Origin of the sequence: Corallococcus aberystwythensis (assembly GCF_003612165.1) — a bacterium.
In the GTDB taxonomy this organism is placed as follows: Bacteria; Myxococcota; Myxococcia; order Myxococcales; family Myxococcaceae; genus Corallococcus; species Corallococcus aberystwythensis.
Genome location: NZ_RAWK01000093.1, coordinates 12,049 through 31,871 on the forward strand (window position 1 = coordinate 12,049; position 19,823 = coordinate 31,871).

12 protein-coding genes are annotated in these 19,823 nt (G+C 70.9%); 10 read left to right on the plus strand and 2 right to left on the minus strand.

The window, feature by feature from the left end; genetic code table 11:
- The first annotated feature begins 48 nt into the window (after positions 1 to 48).
- The 8 genes from D7W81_RS17025 (at position 49) to D7W81_RS17060 (ending at position 16,296) form a co-directional block, all read left to right on the plus strand.
- Positions 49 to 1,641, plus strand: coding sequence for an Ig-like domain-containing domain (locus D7W81_RS17025; protein ID WP_158621612.1), 1,593 nt, complete (start codon positions 49 to 51; stop codon positions 1,639 to 1,641).
- A 219-nt stretch (positions 1,642 to 1,860) separates the two neighbouring features.
- Complete coding sequence (locus D7W81_RS17030; protein WP_438503363.1) at positions 1,861 to 2,316, plus strand: response regulator; 456 nt, start codon at positions 1,861 to 1,863, stop codon at positions 2,314 to 2,316.
- 119 nt (positions 2,317 to 2,435) lie between these two features.
- Positions 2,436 to 6,251, plus strand: a complete 3,816-nt coding sequence (locus tag D7W81_RS17035) for an nSTAND1 domain-containing NTPase (RefSeq protein WP_120556443.1) — start codon at positions 2,436 to 2,438, stop codon at positions 6,249 to 6,251.
- A 187-nt stretch (positions 6,252 to 6,438) separates the two neighbouring features.
- Entirely contained in the window at positions 6,439 to 7,404 is a 966-nt protein-coding gene (locus D7W81_RS17040; protein WP_120556444.1) for an ADYC domain-containing protein, read from the plus strand.
- Positions 7,405 to 7,659: 255 nt separating this feature from the next.
- Positions 7,660 to 9,543, plus strand: coding sequence for a hypothetical protein (locus tag D7W81_RS17045; protein WP_120556445.1), 1,884 nt, complete (start codon positions 7,660 to 7,662; stop codon positions 9,541 to 9,543).
- Positions 9,544 to 9,763: 220 nt separating this feature from the next.
- Complete coding sequence (locus D7W81_RS17050; protein WP_120556446.1) at positions 9,764 to 11,059, plus strand: efflux RND transporter periplasmic adaptor subunit; 1,296 nt, start codon at positions 9,764 to 9,766, stop codon at positions 11,057 to 11,059.
- A 42-nt stretch (positions 11,060 to 11,101) separates the two neighbouring features.
- Positions 11,102 to 14,287 (plus strand): efflux RND transporter permease subunit, encoded by a 3,186-nt coding sequence (locus D7W81_RS17055; protein ID WP_120556447.1) that lies wholly within the window; start codon positions 11,102 to 11,104, stop codon positions 14,285 to 14,287.
- 71 nt (positions 14,288 to 14,358) lie between these two features.
- Entirely contained in the window at positions 14,359 to 16,296 is a 1,938-nt protein-coding gene (locus D7W81_RS17060; protein WP_208721338.1) for a 4-alpha-glucanotransferase, read from the plus strand.
- Positions 16,297 to 16,471: 175 nt separating this feature from the next.
- Here the strand turns inward: D7W81_RS17060 and D7W81_RS17065 are convergent, their stop codons facing one another.
- Positions 16,472 to 17,587, minus strand: coding sequence for a putative glycolipid-binding domain-containing protein (locus D7W81_RS17065; protein WP_120556448.1), 1,116 nt, complete (start codon positions 17,585 to 17,587; stop codon positions 16,472 to 16,474).
- 50 nt (positions 17,588 to 17,637) lie between these two features.
- Here D7W81_RS17065 and D7W81_RS17070 point away from each other — a divergent pair, with 50 nt between their 5' ends.
- Together D7W81_RS17070 and D7W81_RS17075 are read left to right on the plus strand one after the other, a co-directional pair.
- The gene (locus D7W81_RS17070) at positions 17,638 to 18,582 is read left to right on the plus strand and encodes a helix-turn-helix transcriptional regulator (protein ID WP_158621613.1); all 945 of its coding nucleotides are present in this window, start codon (positions 17,638 to 17,640) and stop codon (positions 18,580 to 18,582) included.
- Between the two features lie 12 nt (positions 18,583 to 18,594).
- Entirely contained in the window at positions 18,595 to 19,002 is a 408-nt protein-coding gene (locus tag D7W81_RS17075; protein ID WP_147445511.1) for a hypothetical protein, read from the plus strand.
- On the opposite strand, the gene D7W81_RS17080 is transcribed toward D7W81_RS17075, so the two are convergent.
- Positions 19,003 to 19,695: an AMIN-like domain-containing (lipo)protein gene (locus D7W81_RS17080; RefSeq protein WP_167508070.1), complete on the minus strand. Its 693-nt coding sequence runs from the start codon at positions 19,693 to 19,695 to the stop codon at positions 19,003 to 19,005. It abuts the gene before it with no gap.
- Positions 19,696 to 19,823 lie beyond the last annotated feature (128 nt).

Consider the following 19,823-nt stretch of genomic DNA (forward strand, 5'->3'; position numbering starts at 1 on the left):
ATCACCGCGAGGCTCCAGGTTCAACTGACAGGGGCGGAACCGGACACCGTGGACCTGCTCGTGGATGGCAGCGTGGTCGCGCCCCTGAAGGAGCCCTTCGTGCTGGATTGGGAGACCCAATCCGTCCCGGAGGGCCCGCATGCGCTCGTTGTCCGTGCGCGCAGATGTGAGCTGGAGTTCTTGAGCGCCCCGCGCCAGGTGGTGGTGGACCGGACGAAGCCCACGTTGGTGTCGCGGACTCCAGAAGACGGTGCGCAATGGGTGTCCGTGCACCAGTCGATTCGAGCGGAGCTGTCCGAGCCCGTGATGGCGGACAGCGTGAACGACAGGACGGTCCGATTGCTGGCGGGACAGAGTGAGATCTCCGCAGAGGTTGAGTTGTCGCAGGATGGCCGCGTCCTGACGCTTCAACCGCTTGTGCCACTGCCTGTGAGCGAAGTGATGCGGGTGGTGTTCGATGCGAGCGTGGCGGATGCCGCGGGCAACTCCGTGTCGATGCCTTCCCAAGGATGGTCCTGGCGGGTTCCTGCCTTCCTTCCCCTGGGGGATTCCCAGACCCCTCGGCCCCGCGTGGATTCCTTCTCGTTCCAGGTGGAGCGCGGGGGGGCTCCGCTGGTGGCTCGGTTGGGAGCGGGGACGTCCGGCGTCCAGGTTGAACGTTGGAATGGGGTGGCCTGGCAAGCGCTGGGCGCCTCGCTCCAAGGCAGCGCCAGCGACCCCCAGGCAACGGAGTGTGTTCTGCACCTCGACTCGTCGGACACCCCGCACGTGGCCTGGGTCCAACCCAAGCTCGATGGAAGCGTGGAGGTCCATGTCCGGCGGTGGTCCGGGAGCGCCTGGACTGCCTTGGGGGCGCCCGTCATTCCTGTCTTGTCGCAAGCCAGTGTGACTGACTTGCGAATGAAGGTGGAAAGCTTTGGGGGCATCCCTGTCATTGCTTTCAAGGAAAGGAATGCTTCGGAACTCCGAGTCAGTGTCTTCCGCCTGCAGGCGGGAGAGTGGAGATCACGGGTCGGGGGAGGCTCCCAGGGCGCCCCAAACCTCACTTCTCTGCATCTGGAGCTGAATCAGTGGAACGAGCAGATCCTGGGCTGGAGCAATACGGAGTACGGATTTCCTGGGTGGGCGATTTTCGTTAGTCGTTCGTCAGGCGGGAGTGATGTCGGGTATGCGTTTCCATCCAGGCAAGCCGCGTCGCCCATGTTTGCGATGACGGTGGGCGGGGATGGCAGGATCGTCGTCGCCAGCCCAGTCCAGTCCAATGGCAGTCAGTCCGTCCTCGTGCAGCAGTGGCCAACGGGGGGGTGGGAACGCGTGGGAAATACCTACGACCGCGTCTCTGGACGGACTGACGCTTCCGCCACCGCTCTCAAGCTCGACGCGCAGGGCCAGTTGAGCATGTTGCTCGAAGAACCCGAGTCCGAAGCTTCATCCTCCGTGCGGAGCCTGTTCGTCCAGCGATGGAACACGGATCACTGGGAGCCAATCGGAGGTGCCCTGAGCGCCAATCCGGGTGCCACGCCGGTGAGTCACTCCCAACTCGGCACGGACAAGGACGGGCGCATCTTCCTCGCCTGGACCGAAGTCGATGAGCAGGACGCCACCCAATCCCGGCTCCACGTCTTCCGTCCCAACGAGTAGGTCAGGTGGTCTGGGGGCCCCTGGCGTAGCCCCCACCCCCAGTCCCTCCGCCCACCTACACTGTCGTCTGCTGTCCCCCTGTCGCTCAGCGGACAACGGACCTACCCTGGGATCCGTCCAGGGAAATCTTGCGAGAACGGGCGCTTTTTCGTGGACGTGTTTAGATTCGTCCCGCCCCTCCCCGACATGCGAGGCCTCTGCTCCATGAAGAACGCGGTCATGACATCTCCAGAGGGTGAGCCAACCGCGAGCGGTGGGCCCGCGCCCGTGAACTCCGCCAAGCAGCGCGTCCTCGTCGTCGACGACTTCGACGACGCCCGCGAGATGTACGCCGAATACCTGGAGTTCTGCGGGTTCGAGGTGGACACCGCGAAGAACGGCCTCGAGGCCGTGGAGAAGGCCCAGGAGGGGGAGCCGGACATCATCCTCATGGACCTGTCCCTCCCCGTCATGGATGGCTGGGAGGCGACGCGGCGCATCAAGCAGGACACCCGCACCCGTGACATCCCCGTGATGGCCCTCACCGGCCACGTGCTCGCCGGCAACGCCGAGCACGCCCTGTCCGTGGGCGCGGACGAGTTCGTCGCCAAGCCCTGTCTGCCCCAGGACCTGGAGAACAAGATCCGCAACATGCTCAAACCCAGCAAGGCGAAGCCCCGCTCGGGTCAGGAGTAACCCCAGGCCCCACCCGGGAGTGTCCATGGACGGACACTCGGGTGCGGGACCCTGCGCCGGGGCGGGCTCCCGCGGGCCCCCCGGTTGACCCACGGACGCGGGAAACGTAGGCAACCCTGGTGGGCTCTCCCGCCTCGTCTCCTCCAGCCGACGCGTGGACTCCTCCCGAGGAGTTCGACGAGTACCGCATCGTGCGGCCGCTCGGACGGGGGCGTACGGGCCGGGTGTACCTGGCGCACGACACGCTCCTGGAGCGCCCCGTCGCGGTGAAGTTCATCCCGTCGCTGGGCTCCAACGCGCTGGCGCGCTTCCTGGTGGAGGCCCGCGCCGCCGCCCGCATCCAGCACCCCAACGTCGTCACCCTGTACCGGGTGGGGCAGCTGGAGGATCAGCCGTATCTCATCTCGGAGTTCATCCGGGGCGTCAGCCTGGACCGGCTGGCCCGGCCGGTGCACTGGGAGCGCGCGCTCGGCATCGGGCGGGACCTGGCCCGGGGCCTGGGCGCGGCCCACCGCCGGGGGGTGCTCCACCGCGACATCAAGCCGGGCAACGCCGTCCTCACGGAGAGCGGCGAGGTGAAGCTGCTCGACTTCGGCCTGGCCAAGCTGCTCGACCGCGCGGAGGCCGGTGAATCCACCGCGCCGCGCGCGCCCCTGCCGCCGCCGGAGCTGCCCGCGGACTGGGACCCGGAGGCCAGCCCGGCCCTGGGGGCCCGCTCGCTGGACGGCGTCTTCCTGCCGTCCCTGCCGCGCGGGGCGCTGGTGGGCACGCCCTACTACATGTCCCCGGAGGCCTGGGCCGGGGAGGAGCTCTCCGCGCGCAGCGACGTGTACTCGCTGGGCGTCGTGCTCTACGAGCTGTGCGCGGGCAAGGGGCCCTTCCGCGACGTGCCCTGGCGCGAGCTGTCCGAGGCCGTGCGCACCCGTGACGTGCGCCCCCTGCTGGAGGTGGCCCCTTCGGTGGACCCCGGCTTCGCCGCCGCCATCGACAAGTGCCTCAATCGCGACCCGGCCCAGCGCCATGCGTCCGCCGCGCAGCTGCTCGACGCGCTGGAGGCGCTGACGCGCGAGGAGACGCCGGCCGCCGTGCCGGAGGGCAACCCCTACCGCGGCCTCCAGGCCTTCGAGGCCGAGCACCGCGCCCTCTTCTTCGGCCGCCGCCGCGAGCAGCGCTCCGTGCTGGAGCGGCTCAAGGCGGAGGCCTTCCTGCTGATGACGGGCGACTCCGGCGTGGGCAAGTCGTCCCTGTGCCTGGCGGGCATCCTCCCCGCCGTGGCGGACGGCGCGCTGGAGGACGGCCGGCGCTGGCGCACCGTGCGGCTCGTGCCCGGGCGCAGGCCCGTGTCCGCGCTGGCGGTGGCGCTCGCGCCGGTGCTGGAGGTGGACGAGGAGCCGCTCGCGGAGACGCTGCGCCAGGACCCCGCGGCGCTCGCCCGCAGGCTGCGCGCGAAGCTGGGCACGCAGGGCGGGCTGCTCGTCTACATGGACCAGATGGAGGAACTGGTGACGCTGTCCCCGCCGGAGGAGGCCGCGCTCGCGGGCGCCGCGCTGGGGTCGCTCACGGAGGCGGCCGGGGGCCTGCGGCTGCTCGCCACGGGCCGCAGCGACTTCCTCACCCGCCTCACCGCCGTGCCGGGCCTGGGCCCGGAGGTGCCGCACGCGCTGTACCTCCTGCGCGCGCTCACCGCGGAGGAGACGCGCGAGGCCATCGTCGGGCCTGCCCGCGTGAAGGGCGTGCGCTTCGAGTCCGAAGGCGTGGTGGACGCGCTCGTCGCCTCCACGGCGGCGTCCGACGGCGGCCTGCCGCTGCTCCAGTTCGCGCTGGCGGAGCTGTGGGACGCGCGCGACGAGTCCCGGGGCGTGATGACCCAGGCGGCGCTGGACTCGCTGGGCGGGGTGTCCGGCGCGCTCGCCCGGCATGCCGACGCCGCGGTGGCCCGGCTGCTGCCCGACCAGCGCTCGGCGGCGCGCGGGGTGATGCTGCGCCTGGTGACGGCGGACGGCACCCGCGCGCGCAAGACGGACCGCGAGCTCGTGGGTGACGACCCCCGCTACCGCGCCGCGCTGGAGGCCCTGGTGCGCGCGCGCCTGCTCGTGGCGCGCGAAGGGGAGGGCGGCACCGCGTATGAGCTGGCCCACGAAGCGCTCCTCACCGGGTGGGCCACGCTGGCCCGCTGGCTGGTGGAGGCGGGCGAGCGCCGCGAGGTGCAGGCCCGCCTGGAGGCCGCCGCCGCGCAGTGGGAGCGCCTGGGCCATGCGCGCGAGTCGCTCTGGGGGCCGCGCCAGCTGGCGGAGACGGAGCTGCTGGAGCCGTCCGAGCTCACCCAGCGCGAGCAGTCCTTCCTCAGCACCTCGCGCCGCACCGGCGTGCGCAGCCGGCGCCTGAAGCTGGGGCTGGTGCTGGGCTTCCTCGCGTCGCTGGGGCTCGTCTACGCGGGCCTCCAGTGGCGCGAACGCCACGTCCTCAATGCGCGCGTGCGCGGCGAGCTGGCCGCGGCCGGCTCGGAGCTGGACGCCGTGCGCCGGGAACGCGACGCGCTCCAGGCCGAGCGCGCGGAGGCCTTCGGGCTCTACGACACCGGCCACAAGGCGGACGGCGACCGGAGCTGGGCGAAGGTGGCCGGGCACGGTGCCCAGCTGTCCCACCACTTCGACGCCGTGGCGGACCGGCTGGAGCGCGCGCTGGCGCTGGCCCCCACCCGCGCGGACGTGCGCGACGCGCTGGCGGACTTCCTCTACGAGCGCGCCCTGTGGGCCGAAAGCGAGCGCGAGCCCGTGCTGCCCGCGCTGCTGCAGCGCATGCGCCTCTATGACGTCGACAACGTGCGCTGGAACCGCTGGAACACGCCCGCGCACCTGTCCCTCCAGGTGGATGCGCCCGGAGCCTCCGCGGAGCTGCGCCCCGTGTCGCACGAGGCCAGCGGGCCGGAGGCCGTGGGGGAGGCCCTGCCTTCCCTGGGGGCGCTGCCCTGGAGCGACGTCGCCGTGCCTCCAGGGACCTGGCAGCTCACGGTGCGCGCGCCGGGCCACGAGGACTCCGTGCAGCCGCTGCTCGTGACGCGCGGGGAGTCGCGGCGCGTCGTCCTGCCGCTGATCCGCGCGGGCTCGCTTCCGCCGGGGTTCGCCTACGTGCCCCCGGGCGACGTGCGCTTCGGCAGCGCCGCCGAGTCCAGCGTGCGCGACTTCCTCAACGCCACCCCGCTGCACACGGTGCCCGTGCAGGGCTTCCTCATCGCCCGCCACGAGACGACGTACGCGGACTGGCTCCAGTACCTGGAGGCCCTGCCCCCCGGCGAGCGCGCCTCGCGTCAGCCCCGCGTGGGCACGGGCGGCTATGCCGGAGGCCTGGCGCTGGAGCCGGACGGCAATGGCTGGCGGCTGCGCTTCCAGCCCGGCGGCGTGCGCTACACGGCGCGCACGGGCGAGCCCGTGAGGTACGCCCGGCGCTCGCAGCGCACGGAGCAGGACTGGCGCCAGTTCCCCGTGAGCGGCATCAGCTTCGCGGACGCGGAGGCCTACGTGACGTGGCTGTCCACGTCCGGCCGGGTGCCGGGCGCGCGGCTGTGCTCGGAGCTGGAGTGGGAGCGCGCCGCGCGCGGCGTGGACGGCCGTGAGTACCCCCACGGCCCCCGGCTGGGCCCGGACGAGGCCAACGTGGACGTCACCTACGGCAAGGACCCGGGCGGCTTCGGTCCGGACGCCGTGGGCAGCCACCCCGCGTCCCGCAGCCCCTTCGGCGCGGACGACATGGCGGGCAACGTCTGGGAGTGGACGCGCTCGTGGCTGGAGCCCGGCCGCCCGGTGGCCCGGGGAGGCAGCTTCACCTTCAACGTGACGAGCGCACGCTCCTCCAACCGGGAGCTGCCAGAGGCTTCGCTGCGCGACGTCACGGTGGGCCTGCGCGTCTGCGCGGACGCGCCCGTGTCCGGCGGCTGAGCACCACCGGACACTGGAACCCCCCGGGAACCGCGGAACCCGCCCCGGGGTCGCCGCCAACTGGAAGCCACTGGACGCTGCAAGTGCCCTGACGGGCCTGCCGCGGTTGCCGCTTCCGTGCCCCAGACAGACCTTGTGCCTTGCAGAACGGTGCGGGTCGGGGTCGGGGCAGGGAAGGGGCATCCAGATGAGGACGTTGCAGCGAGTGGTCGCGGCGTGTTTCGCCGTCGTGGCGGTGGGCTGTGGCACGGAATCGTCGGAGCCCGAGGCTCCCTCCCTGCGCACGCAGGTGGCGGAGATCGCGTCTCCCAACGGACGCAACCTCAATGGACGCAACCTCAACGGCCGCAACCTGAACAACAGCGAGCTGGGCGGCATGCTGGTGTCCGTGGCCTACACGGGCGCGCACGCCGCTTCCGGCAAGCTGCTGACCAACGTGCGGCTCCAGGGCTCGGCCTTCGTCGGCCTGGACGGCACCAACCCCATCACCGGCATGAGCTTCACCGGGGCGCGCTTCGTCGGAAAGCTGGGCGACGGAACCACCCTGCCCCTGCGCGTGGACAGCATCACCCAGGGCAGCGGCGCCGACAGCGACCTGTGGTCCTACCAGGTCTCCTACCAGGGCACCGACGGGAGCTGGCGCCCCGTGTGCCAGGACGCCAACGGCGCGGGAACCTCCGCCATCGCCGTGGCCGGCCGCTGGAACTACCTCCAGGGCGTGGCGGGCGGCGGGGAGAAGATTGAAGACGCCACCGCGTTCACCTTCGCCTGCGAGGGCGCCGCCATCGCGAAGTGCATGCACTTTGGCTACAAGCCCTGGGCCACCGTCAACGGCCAGAGCCTCGCGGGCCACCACCAGGCCTGCACCCGCATGGTGCGCGCGGACTTCTGCGGCGACGGCGAGTCGCACACCACCGATGGCCAGTGGGTCAACCTCTACGACGGCGTGGGCGTCCAGGCGGACACCGAGTCCTGGAGCGTGGAGGCCGAGTGGAACGAGGCCGGCGCGCGCTGCTTCACCGCCGAGACCCGCGCCCACGCGCCCGTGACGTGCTCGAGCTTCAACCCCATCCCCGACTGCGGCACCACCAGCCACTTCCAGTCTGGCACCCGCCTCATCAGCGAGTCGCCCTTCGGGCTCAGCGGTCTGTAGCCTGACAGGTTACAGCAATCCCAGACTTGTAGCGGATTAGGTTACAAAATCTGGAAGTCGATAATTGTCAGTCTTTCATGTTATGAGAACGCTCCATTCGCCTCCGTGTCGCAAGGACCGGAGGGGCATGGGGCGTTTTCCGCATTCACGGAGGGGGACGGGACCGGTGTGTCCAGGGTCCCGCGAACGGTGAGGGGGAGGGTGCCCCATCGCGAGGCTGTCGTCGCGGTAACCCCGTCGTGAGTGGAGCACCCCATGAAGCCTGAGCTGTCTTCGCTGTGGAAGCATTCCTGGAAGCTGGGGCGGCGCCTGCCGTTCGCGCTGCTGGCCTCGTCGCTGGCGGTGGGCTGTGGCCAGCCCGCTCCGGAGACGTCCGAAACCCCCGCGCCTTCCGCGCCCGCGGCGGAGTCCTCCGCCCAGGCCGTGGACCCGTCCGGCAACCTGGAGGCGGCGCTTGGTACGACCCTGCAGGCCCTGGAAGGGGACCCGGCGCGCCCGGTGGTGGAGTCCCTCTTCGCCATTCCCCAGGGCGCGGCCAGCAAGAGCACGGCCACGGTGTTCCAGCTGAAGCTGAAGTCGAATCGCACGGAGAACGAGGCGTTCCGCGGCGGGACGCTGACGATGGCGGAGGGCACGCAGCAGCTGACGTTCCGCGACAACGGCCAGGGCGGCGACGCGGTGGCGGGGGACCTGCTCTTCACGGCCTCCGGCACGTTCGACTTCGTGGAGCTCCAGGCGCAGCAGCAGCGCATCGCGCAGGCGCAGTCCCAGTCGCCCACCCAGCTGACCACGGCCGTGTTCGAGAACCGCCAGCTGGTGCGCACCGTGCCGGTGACGGCGCTGAGCCCGCAGTTCCCGGTGGGCCAGCCCGTGCCCATCCAGCCCATTGGCCTGGCGTCGCTGGTGGACCCCGCGCGCTCGCTCATCATCCGGTCGCCGGGCGTCGTGAACGACCCGACGCGCACGTTTGACCCGTGCACCGGCGCGGGCAACCCGGCCGGCAAGTGGACGTTCAACTACCTGATGACGGAGATGGCCAACCAGCCCTTCACGGGCGTGGCCCCCTCCACCTTCGTGCGCGAGTGGCTGCGGCAGTGGGAGCAGCCGCGCACCATCAACGGCTTCGTGAACCCGCCGCGCACGTCCATCGCGGGGAACCTCATCGGACCCTGGCCGAAGCTGTCCTCCGGCGAGCTGAACCTGGCCCGGTCGCCGTTCAAGCTCATCGCCATCGTGAACCGCCTGGACCTGGCCGGCAGCAACCCGGCCTATGGCTCCGGCTCCGCGGGCGAGGGGCGCTTCATCTTCGCGGCCACCACGGGCACGGGGAGCAGCTGCTACACGGTGCCCTTCCTGGTCATCCTCGAGTACGGGGTGGACAAGAACGGCTGCGCGGCCATCAAGAGCTACGCGCAGCAGTGGCAGGCCCTGTCCGGGCTGCCGCTGGGGAGCGCGGCGTACAACGCGGCGCTGGAGGCCCTGACGGAGCAGTTCGCCAAGCGCGACCTGTCCCCGCGCAAGCCCAACCGCAGCTCCATCAACCAGGTGCGCACCAACGAGGAGTGGCTGGCCCATCCCTGGGAGCTGCGCGAGTTCCGCCTCTGGAACGGCTCCATCAACCCCAACTCGTTCTCCACCACGCCGCCGCCCATCCTGGGCCTGCTCAACAGCCACACCGTGGCCCAGACGCCGGACCGCACGACGCAGAACACCCTGTTCCCGTCGTACGTGAACGCCAACGCGGCGGCCATCGTCGCGGGCACGTACTCCGTGCCGCTGCCGTGGTCGACCGGTCCCTTCCGCGCGGGCCGCTCCGTCGTGACGAACCCCGTGGCCACCCCGCCGTTCTGGAGCCAGCCGGCGTCCGTCATCCCCAACCGTCAGGCGCGGCATGTCTTCTCGCTCAACACCTGTGACGGCTGCCACGGCGACGAGCTGGGCACGAACTTCACCCACGTGAGCTGGACCGGCGCGCTGTCGCCGTTCCTCAGCGGCGCGCTCACCGTGCCGGACCGCGCGGACGGGGCGCCCGTGCGCACGTTCAACGAGGTGCTGGCGCGCCAGACGTTCCTGGACCAGATGGCCAACCAGAGCTGCCTCACCACGTCGTTCGTGAACGCCGCGCCGGCCGTCCACTAAAGCCGCTCCCAGCTGTGAAGCATCGCGGCCTCCGTCCCTCTGTCCGGGGCGGAGGCCGTCGTCGTTCAGGGCTGCGTCCGCCCGGTTCCCGGCCTGTCAGGGGGACGGGCTTGGGGTGTCCTCCATGTTCACGGTCCGTGGTGGCACGACTTCCCCGGGCGGGGGGGCGGCACCACGTTTACCCGGCTCCGGGGTGCCCCGGAACCGGGGGAGGCAGGCCGTGGGACGATCCAAAACCACTCAGGGACGTCGCGCCCGGCGCGCGGGTGCGCGGCTGGGGGCCGTGTGGGCCGTCGTCTGGTTGGCTGGCGCCTGTGGACAGCGCTCCGAGGACGCCGTCGCGCCCGCCGCACCCACGGTGGTGTCGCTGGGGCCGGAGAACGTGGTGCGCGTGGAGCCGATGAAGCTGGAGAGCGGCCCCGTCATCTCCGGGTCGCTCCAGGCACGGCGGCTGGCCAGCGTCCGCGCGGAGATGGGCGGCAGCATCCTGGACGTGAACGCGGAACAGGGCCAGGCGGTGAAGGAGGGGGAGGTCCTGGCGCGCGTGGAGGAGCGCACGCTGCGCGAGCAGGTGCTGGCCGCCAGCTCCACCCTGCGCGTGGCGCGCAATGCCTTGCAGGTGGCGAAGGCGGATGAGCAGCGCAATCAAGTGCTGGTCAAGCAGGGCGTCATCACCCGCCGCGACTTCGAACGCACGCAGCTGGCGCGGACGCAGGCGGAGGGACAGCTGGCGGAGGCGCAGGCGCGGCTGAAGCTGGCGCAGGACCAGCTGGCGCGCACGAAGGTGACCGCGCCCTTCAACGGCGTGGTGAGCGAGCGGCAGGTGAACGCGGGTGACATCGTCCAGCCGGGCGCGCCCCTCTTCACGGTGGTGGACCCCGCGACGCTGCGGCTGGAGGCCTCCGTGCCCGCGGCGCAGCTGGGCCAGGTGAAGGTCGGCACGCCCGTGGACTTCCAGGTGAATGGCTACGCGGACCGCGCCTTCAAGGGGGAGGTGGAGCGCATCAACCCGGCGGTGGATCCGGCCACGGGCCAGGTGCGCATCTACGTGAGCATCCCCAACAGCGAGCAGACGCTCCTGTCCGGCCTGTTCGCGCTGGGGCGCGTGGCGTCCCAGGCGAAGGAGGCGCTGGCCGTGCCGGTGGACGCGCTGGACACGCGCCAGGAGCCGCCCACCGTGCAGCGCATCTCCAACGGCAAGGTGGAGCAGGTGGCGGTGACGACGGGCCTGCGCGACGACGTGGCGCAGACCGTGGAGGTGCGTCAGGGCTTGAAGGCCGGGGACGTGGTGTTGCTCGGCTCCGCGCGCGACCTGACCCACGGCACGCCGGTGAAGCTCACCGCCGCGCCGGAGGGGCCGAAGAAGCAGCGGCCCGCCACACCCCCGGAGGCCCAGCAGGGCGTGGGCGGCGCGGGCAGCGCGTCCGGTGGCAGCGGGCCCATGCAGGCTCCGGTGCCGGCTCCGGCGGCGGCCGGGGCTCCCACGCAGCCTGCCCAACAGGCGCCCGCGAAGTAGCGCCGGGCGTCTTCACCTCTTGAAGCACCGCAGGAGTCGTCCGTGTTCATCTCCGACTTCGCCATCAAGCGCCCCATCATCACCGTCACGGCGATGGTGGCGCTCGTCGTGTTCGGCATCGTCGCGCTGTTCAACCTGGAGACGGACGAGTTCCCGGACGTTCAGCAGCCGGTCATCAACGTCACCATCGCGTATCCAGGCGCCGCACCGGACACGGTGGAGCGCGAAATCGTGGAGCCCATCGAGGACGCCATCTTCGCCATCTCCGGCGTGGACGGGAAGAAGACCACGTCCAGCTCCACGGACAGCCTGGCGAACTTCACGGTCTTCTTCGACTTCGAGAAGGACGTGCAGGAGGCGTCACAGGACATCCGGGACGCCATCTCCAGCAAGCGCGCGGACCTGCCGCAGGAGATGGAGGAGCCCATCCTCACGCGCTTCGACCCGGCGGATCAGCCCATCGTGTCGCTGGTGCTGACGTCGCAGGCGCTGGATGTGCCCGCGCTGACGCTCATCGCGGACCCTATGGTCGTGGGGGATTTGCGCTCGGTGCCCGGCGTGGCGCAGGCCACGGTGGTGGGCGGCGTGGACCGGGAGATGACGGTGCAGGTGCGGCCCGCGGCGCTCCAGGCCGCGGGCCTGTCGGTGGCGCAGGTGGTGGCGGCGCTCCAGGCGCAGAACCTGGCGGCGCCGGTGGGCCGGCTCAACACGGAATTGCAGGAGCGCACCATCCGGCTCAAGGGCCGCCTGGAAACGCCGGAGGACTTCGCGCAGGTGCCCATCGCGGAGAGAGGCGGGCGCACGCTGCGGCTGGGAGAGGTGGCGGACGTGTTCGCCGGCACCGAGGAGCCGCGCACCCTGTCGCTCTACAACGGCGCGCAGGCGGTGGGCATCGAGGTCATCAAGGCCAAGGGCTACAGCACCACGGAGGTCGCGGACGGCGTGCGCGAGCGGGTGAAGATGCTCCAGCAGCGGCTGCCCGCCAACGCGAAGCTCGAAATCGTCCGCGACGCGGGCACGCGCGTGGAGGACTCCGTCGTCAACGTGCAGCAGGCGCTGATTGAAGGCGCGCTGCTCACGGTGCTGGTGGTGTTCCTGTTCCTCAATTCATGGCGCTCCACGGTGATTACCGGCCTGGCGCTGCCCGTGTCCGTGCTGGCGTCGTTCGTGAGCGTCTGGGCGTTCGGCTTCACGCTCAACACCATGTCGCTGTTGGGGCTGACGCTGGCCATCGGCATCCTCATCGACGACGCCATCGTGGTGCGCGAAAACATCGTGCGGCACGTGGAGATGGGGAAGGACCACTACACGGCGGCGCGCGAGGGCACGAACGAGATTGGGCTCGCGGTGGCGGCGACGACGTTCTCCATCGTGGCGGTGTTCGTCCCGGTGGCGTTCATGTACGGCGTCGCGGGGCAGTGGTTCAAGCCGTTCGCGCTCACCATCGCGTGCTCGGTGCTGGTGTCGCTGTTCGTGAGCTTCTCGCTGGACCCCATGCTCAGCGCGTACTGGCCGGACCCGCAGGTGGAGAAGGGCGAGCGGCGCAACTTCATCTCGCGCGTGCTGACGCGCTTCAACCACTGGTTCGACCGGCAGGCGGACCGCTACAAGGGCGTCATCGCGTGGGCGCTGGACCACCGGCTCGCGATGGTGCTGCTGGCGGTGGGCTCGCTGGTGGGCGCCGTGGCGCTGCAAGGCGTCTTCGGCGGCGCGGGCTTCGTGCCGGTGAGCGACCGCGCGGAGATTGAGATGCTGGTGGAGACGCCCGCCGGTTCCAGCCTGGACTACACGCGGCGCAAGGTGGAGGAGGTGTCCCGCCTCACGCGCCAGCACCCGGAGGTCGCGTACACGTACACGACCATTGGCGTGCCGCTGCCGCTGCGCTCGCCGGGCGTGGACCAGGCGCTGGTGTACGTGCGGCTCAAGCCGAAGACGGAGCGCAAGGCGAGCCAGGAGGTGCTGGGCAAGACGCTGCGTCAGGAATTGCTCGCGGTGGGCGGCGCGAACGTGTCGGTGTTCACCAGCGGCTTCGGCGGCGCCATCAAGTCCATCCAGCTGGAGCTGCGCGGACCGGAGTCCAAGGGGCTCAACCAGTTCGCGCAGCAGGTGATGAAGGAGGTGAAGCAGGTGCCGGGAGCGGTGGACGTGGGGCTGTCCACGCGCGGTGAGAAGCCGGAGCTGGAGGTGGAGCTGAACCGCGGCGTCGCGGGTCAGCTCAACGTGACGGTGGGGCAGGTGGCGCAGTCGCTGCGGCCGGCCTTCGCGGGCCTGGACTCCGGCGACTGGGTGGACCCCATTGGCGAGACGCGCGACGTGATGGTGCGCTTGGCGCCACGCTTCCGTGAGAACCCGTCCGACTTGACGCAGCTTCCGCTGGTGGTGGGCTCCACCGCCACGGGCGCGCCAGTGGTGGTGCCGCTGGGGCAGGTGGCGACGGTGAATCAAACCGTGGGCCCGGCGCAGATCGACCACCTGAACCGCGAGAAGGTCATCAACGTGCAGGCGAACGTGGCCGGGCGGTCGCTGTCGGAGGTGATGAACGACGTCCAGACGCGGCTCGAGGCAGTGAAGGTGCCGCCGGGCTATGCGGTGTCCACGGGCGGCGAGTCCGCGGATCAGCAGGAGGTGTTCGGCCGGGTGTTCCTGGCGCTGGGCGTGGCGGTGATGCTGATGTACCTCATCCTCGTCATCCAGTTCGGTTCGTTCGTGGATCCGCTGGCCATCCTGGTGTCGCTGCCGCTGTCGCTCATCGGCGTGGTGCTGGCGCTGGTGGTGACGGGGGACACGCTGAACATCATGAGCCTCATCGGCGTCATCCTGCTGATGGGCATCGTGGCGAAGAACGCCATCCTGCTCATCGACTTCGCCAAGTGGCAGCACGAGAAGGGACTGCCGTTGCGTGAGGCGCTGATTGAAGCGGGACGCATCCGCTTGCGGCCCATCATGATGACGACCCTGGCGCTCATCGCGGGCATGGTGCCGGTGGCGCTGGGGCACGGCGAGGGCGGCGACTTCCGGGCGCCGCTGGGCCGCGCGGTGATTGGCGGCGTCATCACCTCCACGCTGCTCACGCTGCTGGTGATTCCGACGGTGTATGAAATCCTCACGGATGCCCGCACGTGGATGACCGGCAAGCTGCGCCGGGTGTTCAAGGCGAGCGGGCAGGCACACGGGCCGGCGCATGGCGGCGGCGAGCCCCGGCCCCAGCCGCAGGCCCGGCAGGACTGACGGGGGAACGAAGCTCGTGTCACCCTCAAGAACGGTTGGCGCATGGGGCGGGGGGCCATAGGGTCAGGAGTGTGGAGCTCCCGTCACCGCTGCCCGATTCGCACCGCTCGCTCGTCACCGAAGCCCTGGACGCACTGGGGGTCACCCGCTGGGTCCTGAGCATCCATGACCCCAGCTTCCCGGGCCTCGCCGGAGAGGACCTGGGGCGCGGCTCGCCGTACTCCGAGGGCGCCGCGCGCTTCCTCGCCTTCGCGCGGGACCTGGGCTTCACCGGCATCCAGCTGGGACCGCAGGGGCAGACCACCGCGCACAACCCGTCGCCGTATGACGGCACATTGTTCTCGCGCAACACGCTGAACGTGGCGCTCGCGCCGCTCACGGATCCGCATGGGCCGTGGGGCGCGCTGCTCTCCCCCGGCACGCTGGCCCGGCTTGCCTCCGATGCGTCCGCGGATGATGGGCCGGAGGCGCGCTACCACTCCGCGTGCCGGGGCCAGGCGCTGGCGCTCCAGGAGGCGTGGGACACCTTCCGGCGCACCCGGGAGCCGGGGCTCGTCCGGCGCTTCGAGGGCTTCCGCGCGGAGCACCGGGAGTGGTTGGAGCGGGATGCATTGTTCGACGTGCTCGCCACGCGGCACCACACGCCGGATGACTGGCGGAGCTGGGCGGATTCGCTGGAGGGGCGCTTGTTCGCTCCGCGTCCCGGTGAAGTGGGTGAGGCGGAGGCCCGCATCCAGGAACTGCTCACCGTCGAAGCCGAAGCGGTGGAGCAGTACGCGTTCCGCCAGTTCCTCGTGTCCGAACAGCACGGACTCCTGCGCGAGCGCGCGGGGGCCTGGGGGCTCAAGCTGTACGGGGACCTCCAGATTGGTTTTTCGCCCCGGGACACGTGGGCGCGGCAGGGACTGTTCCTGCGCGCGTACCTCATGGGGGCTCCGCCCAGCCGCACCAACCCGGAAGGCCAGCCGTGGAACTACCCCGTGCTGGATCCCGAGCAGTACGTCGCTCCGGACGGCTCCAGCCCCGGGCCGGTGTTGCGCTTCATGGACGCGCGGCTGAGCAAGATGCTCTCCGAGTACGACGGGCTGCGCATCGACCATCCGCACGGACTCGTGTGCCCGTGGGTGTACCGCGCGGGTTCGGTGGATCCGCTGCGCGCGGTGCAGGGTGGGGCGCGGCTGTTCTCCTCGCCGGACCTGCCGGACCACCCGGAGCTGGCGCGGTATTCGATTGTCGCGCCGGAGCAGTTGGACCGCTCGGTGTCGCGTCACGCGGATGGCTGGGTGAAGGCGCTCACGGAGGAGCAGGTGGGCCGCTACGCCATCCTCTTCGACTCCGTGGTGCGCACGGCGCGCGAGCGCGGCCGGGCCCGCGAGGACGTGCTGTGCGAGGTGCTGAGCACGCTGCCGTACGAACTGTCGCGAGTGATGGCCCGCGATGGCCTGGGCCGCTTCCGCGTCACGCAGAAGGCGGACCTGAGCAACCCGGCGGACGTGTACCGCAGCGAGAACGTGGCCCCCGAGGACTGGGTCATGGTGGGCAACCACGACACGAAGTCCCTCTGGCGGCTCGTCTCCGAATGGCAGTGGAAGCACGCGCTGCGCGCCCAGGCGGATTACCTTGCCGAGCGGCTGCATCCCGAAGCGGAGGGACGTGAGGCGTTCGCGCGTCAGCTGGCGCAGGACCCGGGGCTGCTCGCGCAGGCGAAGTTCGCGGACCTGTTCGCCAGCCGGGCACGCAGCGTGATGGTGTTCTTCGCGGACCTGCTCGGCATGCCCGACACGTACAACGCGCCGGGCTCCGTGGACGCGCGCAACTGGTCGCTGCGCATCCCGCCGGACTGGGCCGCGCAGTACCAGCAGCGGCTGCGCGCGGATGCCGCGCTCAACCTGCCGCAGGTGCTCGCCATGGCGCTGCGCGCGGGCGGAGCCGAGGCTCGGGCCCGCCACGCGGACTTGCTGACGCGACTGGACGGCGCCGCTGACCAACTGCGAGGCGGCGAGCGTTGATGCTTGCAGACGACGTGCCGGACCGAACATGGATTTCCGACCCTCGTGGATGAGAAAGCGAGAGCCCCATGGGGCCGCCCGCCGGTCGCGACCGGTACGAACTGGTCCGACAGTCGGACCAGTTGGGCGGACCACGCCGGGCAGAGGGGGCGGCATGGATGCCCGGGGCCCGGGCTCAGGCGATGCGCCGCATGTCGAAGCGTGCCTGGAGCTTCCAGTGGCCGGTGCTGTCCTGCTCCTCGCCGCGCCAGGTGAAGCGGTCCGGCCCGATGTCGGAGAAGCTCCAGCGGATGGGCTTCCCGTGGTGTTCGCCCAGGAGGACGAGCCGGTCCCCGTCCCGGCCCCCGTCCAGCCGGTTGATGGCGCCACCCGTGGGGCTCACCCAGACGATGCGCCACTTCCCCCCGGCCCGGTCGAACGAGCGCACCGTGGTGCCGTAGCGTTTGTTGGCCCCAGGGCCTGACTGCGCGGGCGCGTGCCGCGACGGCACGATGAACACGTCCTGCAGGGCCCGTCCCTCCAGCACCCAGTGGAACCACCACTCGCCGTGGCTCTGGCGGACGCTTCCGTCCGGGTCATGGTCCTGGATGGTCCCGGCCCAGCCGCCCACCAACCAACCGAAGGTGGCCGCCGCGTCGCCCAGCTCCGGCGAGGGCCCGGGGCTCACCAGTGCCTCCATGAACGCCTGCGACGGGGAGACGGGAGCGGCGGGCCCTTCCGCGAGCCTGCGCCAGATGCCGGCGTATTCAACGGGCAGCCCGTCCTCGTCCACGTCCAGCAGCGCGTTGAAGCCGCTCTCCAGGCTCTCGTAGCGATAGCGCGCGGGCCCCACGCGCGTGTAGCCCTGCCGCGCGGGCACCACCTCCAGCGCGGGAAAGCGCACCCACGCCGCGCGGAGCTCCGCTCGGGTGCCTTCCTCAAGCCGCAGCCGGTTGATGGGCAGCGCGTTGGTGGAAGGGCTCAGGCCCAGGTCCACGTCCGTGCAGCCCTCCAGTTCCTCCGCGACACGGCCGTCCTTGCGCCAGTGGCCGTCACCGTCATGCTCCAGCGTGAGCGTCCGCGGCTCGCCGCGCCAGGACTGCGTCACGCTCACCCGGCGCGTGCGCCACGCGTCGTCACAGAGGACGGAGTACTCGGCCCGCAGCGGTGCGCCCTGCTCCGCGACGAGAATCAACCCAGAGAGCTCCGTCCCCTCCGGTCCTCGCCGCACCCGCGCATGCTCGAAGCCCAGCTCATCCATCACGCGCCGCCAGATGAGCTCACGCGTGACTGCCTTTGCTTCCGTTGCCATGATTCAGTCACCCCGTTGGATGTGCGGGGGGAAGGATGAAAGGACGGACCGTGGCCGACTTGGGGAAAGTGGACCTGACCACGGTGCGTCCGCTGGCCTCAGGGGACGGGTGGCGCGTCAGGGAGATCCTCTGCCGCTCCGGCCCGAAGGACCCCGTCTTCGAGGAACAGCACGCCTGGGTGTCCGTCTCCGCGGTCCTGTCGGGAAGCTTCACCTACCGCTCCCGCAACGGGCGTGTGCTGCTGACCCCGGGGGCCCTGCTGCTCGGAGAGAAGGACGCGTCCTTCTGCTGCGGCCACGAGCACGGCGTGGGCGACCGCTGCATCGCCTTCTCCTTCGACCCCGCGCTCATGGAGGAGGTGGCGGCGGACCTGTCCGGGGTGACGCGGACGGACTTCCCCACGCACCGGCTCCCGCCGCTCCAGCGCCTGGCGCCGCTCATCGCCGACGCCCAGACGCTCGCGGAGCAGCCAGGCTTGCGCGGCGCGGAGGAGCTGGCGCTGCGGATGGCCGGTGCTGCGTTGAGCGGCATCCACGCGGGCAGCGCCCGGCCTGTCACCGCCAGCGACGAGCGCCGCATGGCGGATGCCGTGCGCCTGATGGAGGCCCGGCTGGTGGAACCCCTCTCCCTGGGAGTAGTGGCGGAGGAACTGGGCATGGGCCGCCACCACCTCCTGCGCACCTTCCGCAAGGTGGTGGGAGAGAGCCCCTACAGCTACCTCCTGGGCCGCCGCTTGATACTCGCCGCGGAACGCCTGCGGATGGATGGCGAGCGCATCACGGACGTCGCGTTCGCGTGCGGGTTCGGCGACCTGTCGGAGTTCGTCCGCCGCTTCCGCGCCCGCTTCGGCGTCACCCCTTCCGCCTACCGTTCCCGTGCACGACCCGGGTCAGCCGGGACAGACGTCGCGCACGACCCGAACGGGTCTGGTCGCCCTCCTTGGAAATCCTCGTTCCCGGTGCTATCCGGTCTGCGCAATTCTTCATCTGGGTGAGGCACGGACCGCGTGGCGAATCATCGTGAGTGGGAGTTCGGAGCGCATCGCGCGTATTTCGAAGAGCCGGACTTGTTGGTGATGAAGTTCAACGGGCCCTCGAAGCTGGAGGACTCGAAGAAGGTGCTGGAGATCTGCAAGGAGGTGTCGGCGAAGGGACCGGTGTTCGTCATCTCCGACGTGTCGAACTCCAGCATCGAGAAGGATTCTCGCGAGCTGCTGGTGGCGCAGGCGAAGGCCGAGTGGTTCCGCGGTCACGTCTACCTGGGCACGGGCCCGCTCCAGCGCGCGGGCGCCAAGGCGCTGATGCTCGCCCTGTACTTCACGGGCAAGTGGACGGTGGACGTGGACTTCGCGGACTCGGAGCGCGACGCGCGCGACCTCATCGCGAAGAAGCGCCTGCAGCCGCCGAAGAAGTAGTCACTGCCCCCCGCCTCCGTGCTGCACGTCCAGCACGAGGCGCGTGGGGTTCGTCAGCTCCAGCACGCGGAACGGGGCCTGACGCGCGGTGCCCAGCACCCACGTCACCTCGCCCTCGAAGTCGCACAGGCGCTCCAGCTCCAGCACGGACGGCAGCGCGGGCTTGAGCGTGCGCTGCGCCACCGTGGCCTGGCCCTTGTCGTCGTGCGCCCGAGCCAGCGTGAAGCGCACCTCCAGCGCGGCCTGCCCCGCCGGCGTCACGTCGTTGCCGGAGCCGCACTGCTGCACCGGCGTCTTCACGTACCCCAGCTGGTAGCCCGGCAGGCGCGGCCCGTCGAACTCGAACACCGTGCGGTCGTAGTCCGCGTGGGCTCCGGTGCGCACCGAGCGCAGCGTGATGGACGGGGGCTCGCCGCGCGGCTTCTGCACCGTCGCCGTGGTCCATGCCGCGCTCCCGGCCACGGACTCGCCGCCCGCGTCCGGCGCCGCGCCCGCCGGGCCGCCTGCCTTCACGTCCAGCACCTGGTGCACCACCGGGGCGGTGGCCGCCGGGCCCTCGCGCGGCACGGTGTTGACGGGCGGAGGCGCGGCCGGCACGTCCATGGGGACGGTCTGGGGCTCCTGCTTCTGGCAGCCCAGGCCCAGCAGTCCGCAAGCCATTCCCAGCGCGTACAGCCCGTGTCGCAAGCCCATTCCGTTCCTCCGGCAGCCCCGTCTCCGGGGGGTTCCCGCTTCCTCGCACACCCGGTGCGCCAGGACCATGCCCCAGACGCCTGGAAGATGCGCCCTGCCGGCTCCGTTGCGTATAGGGTCCGCCCGGC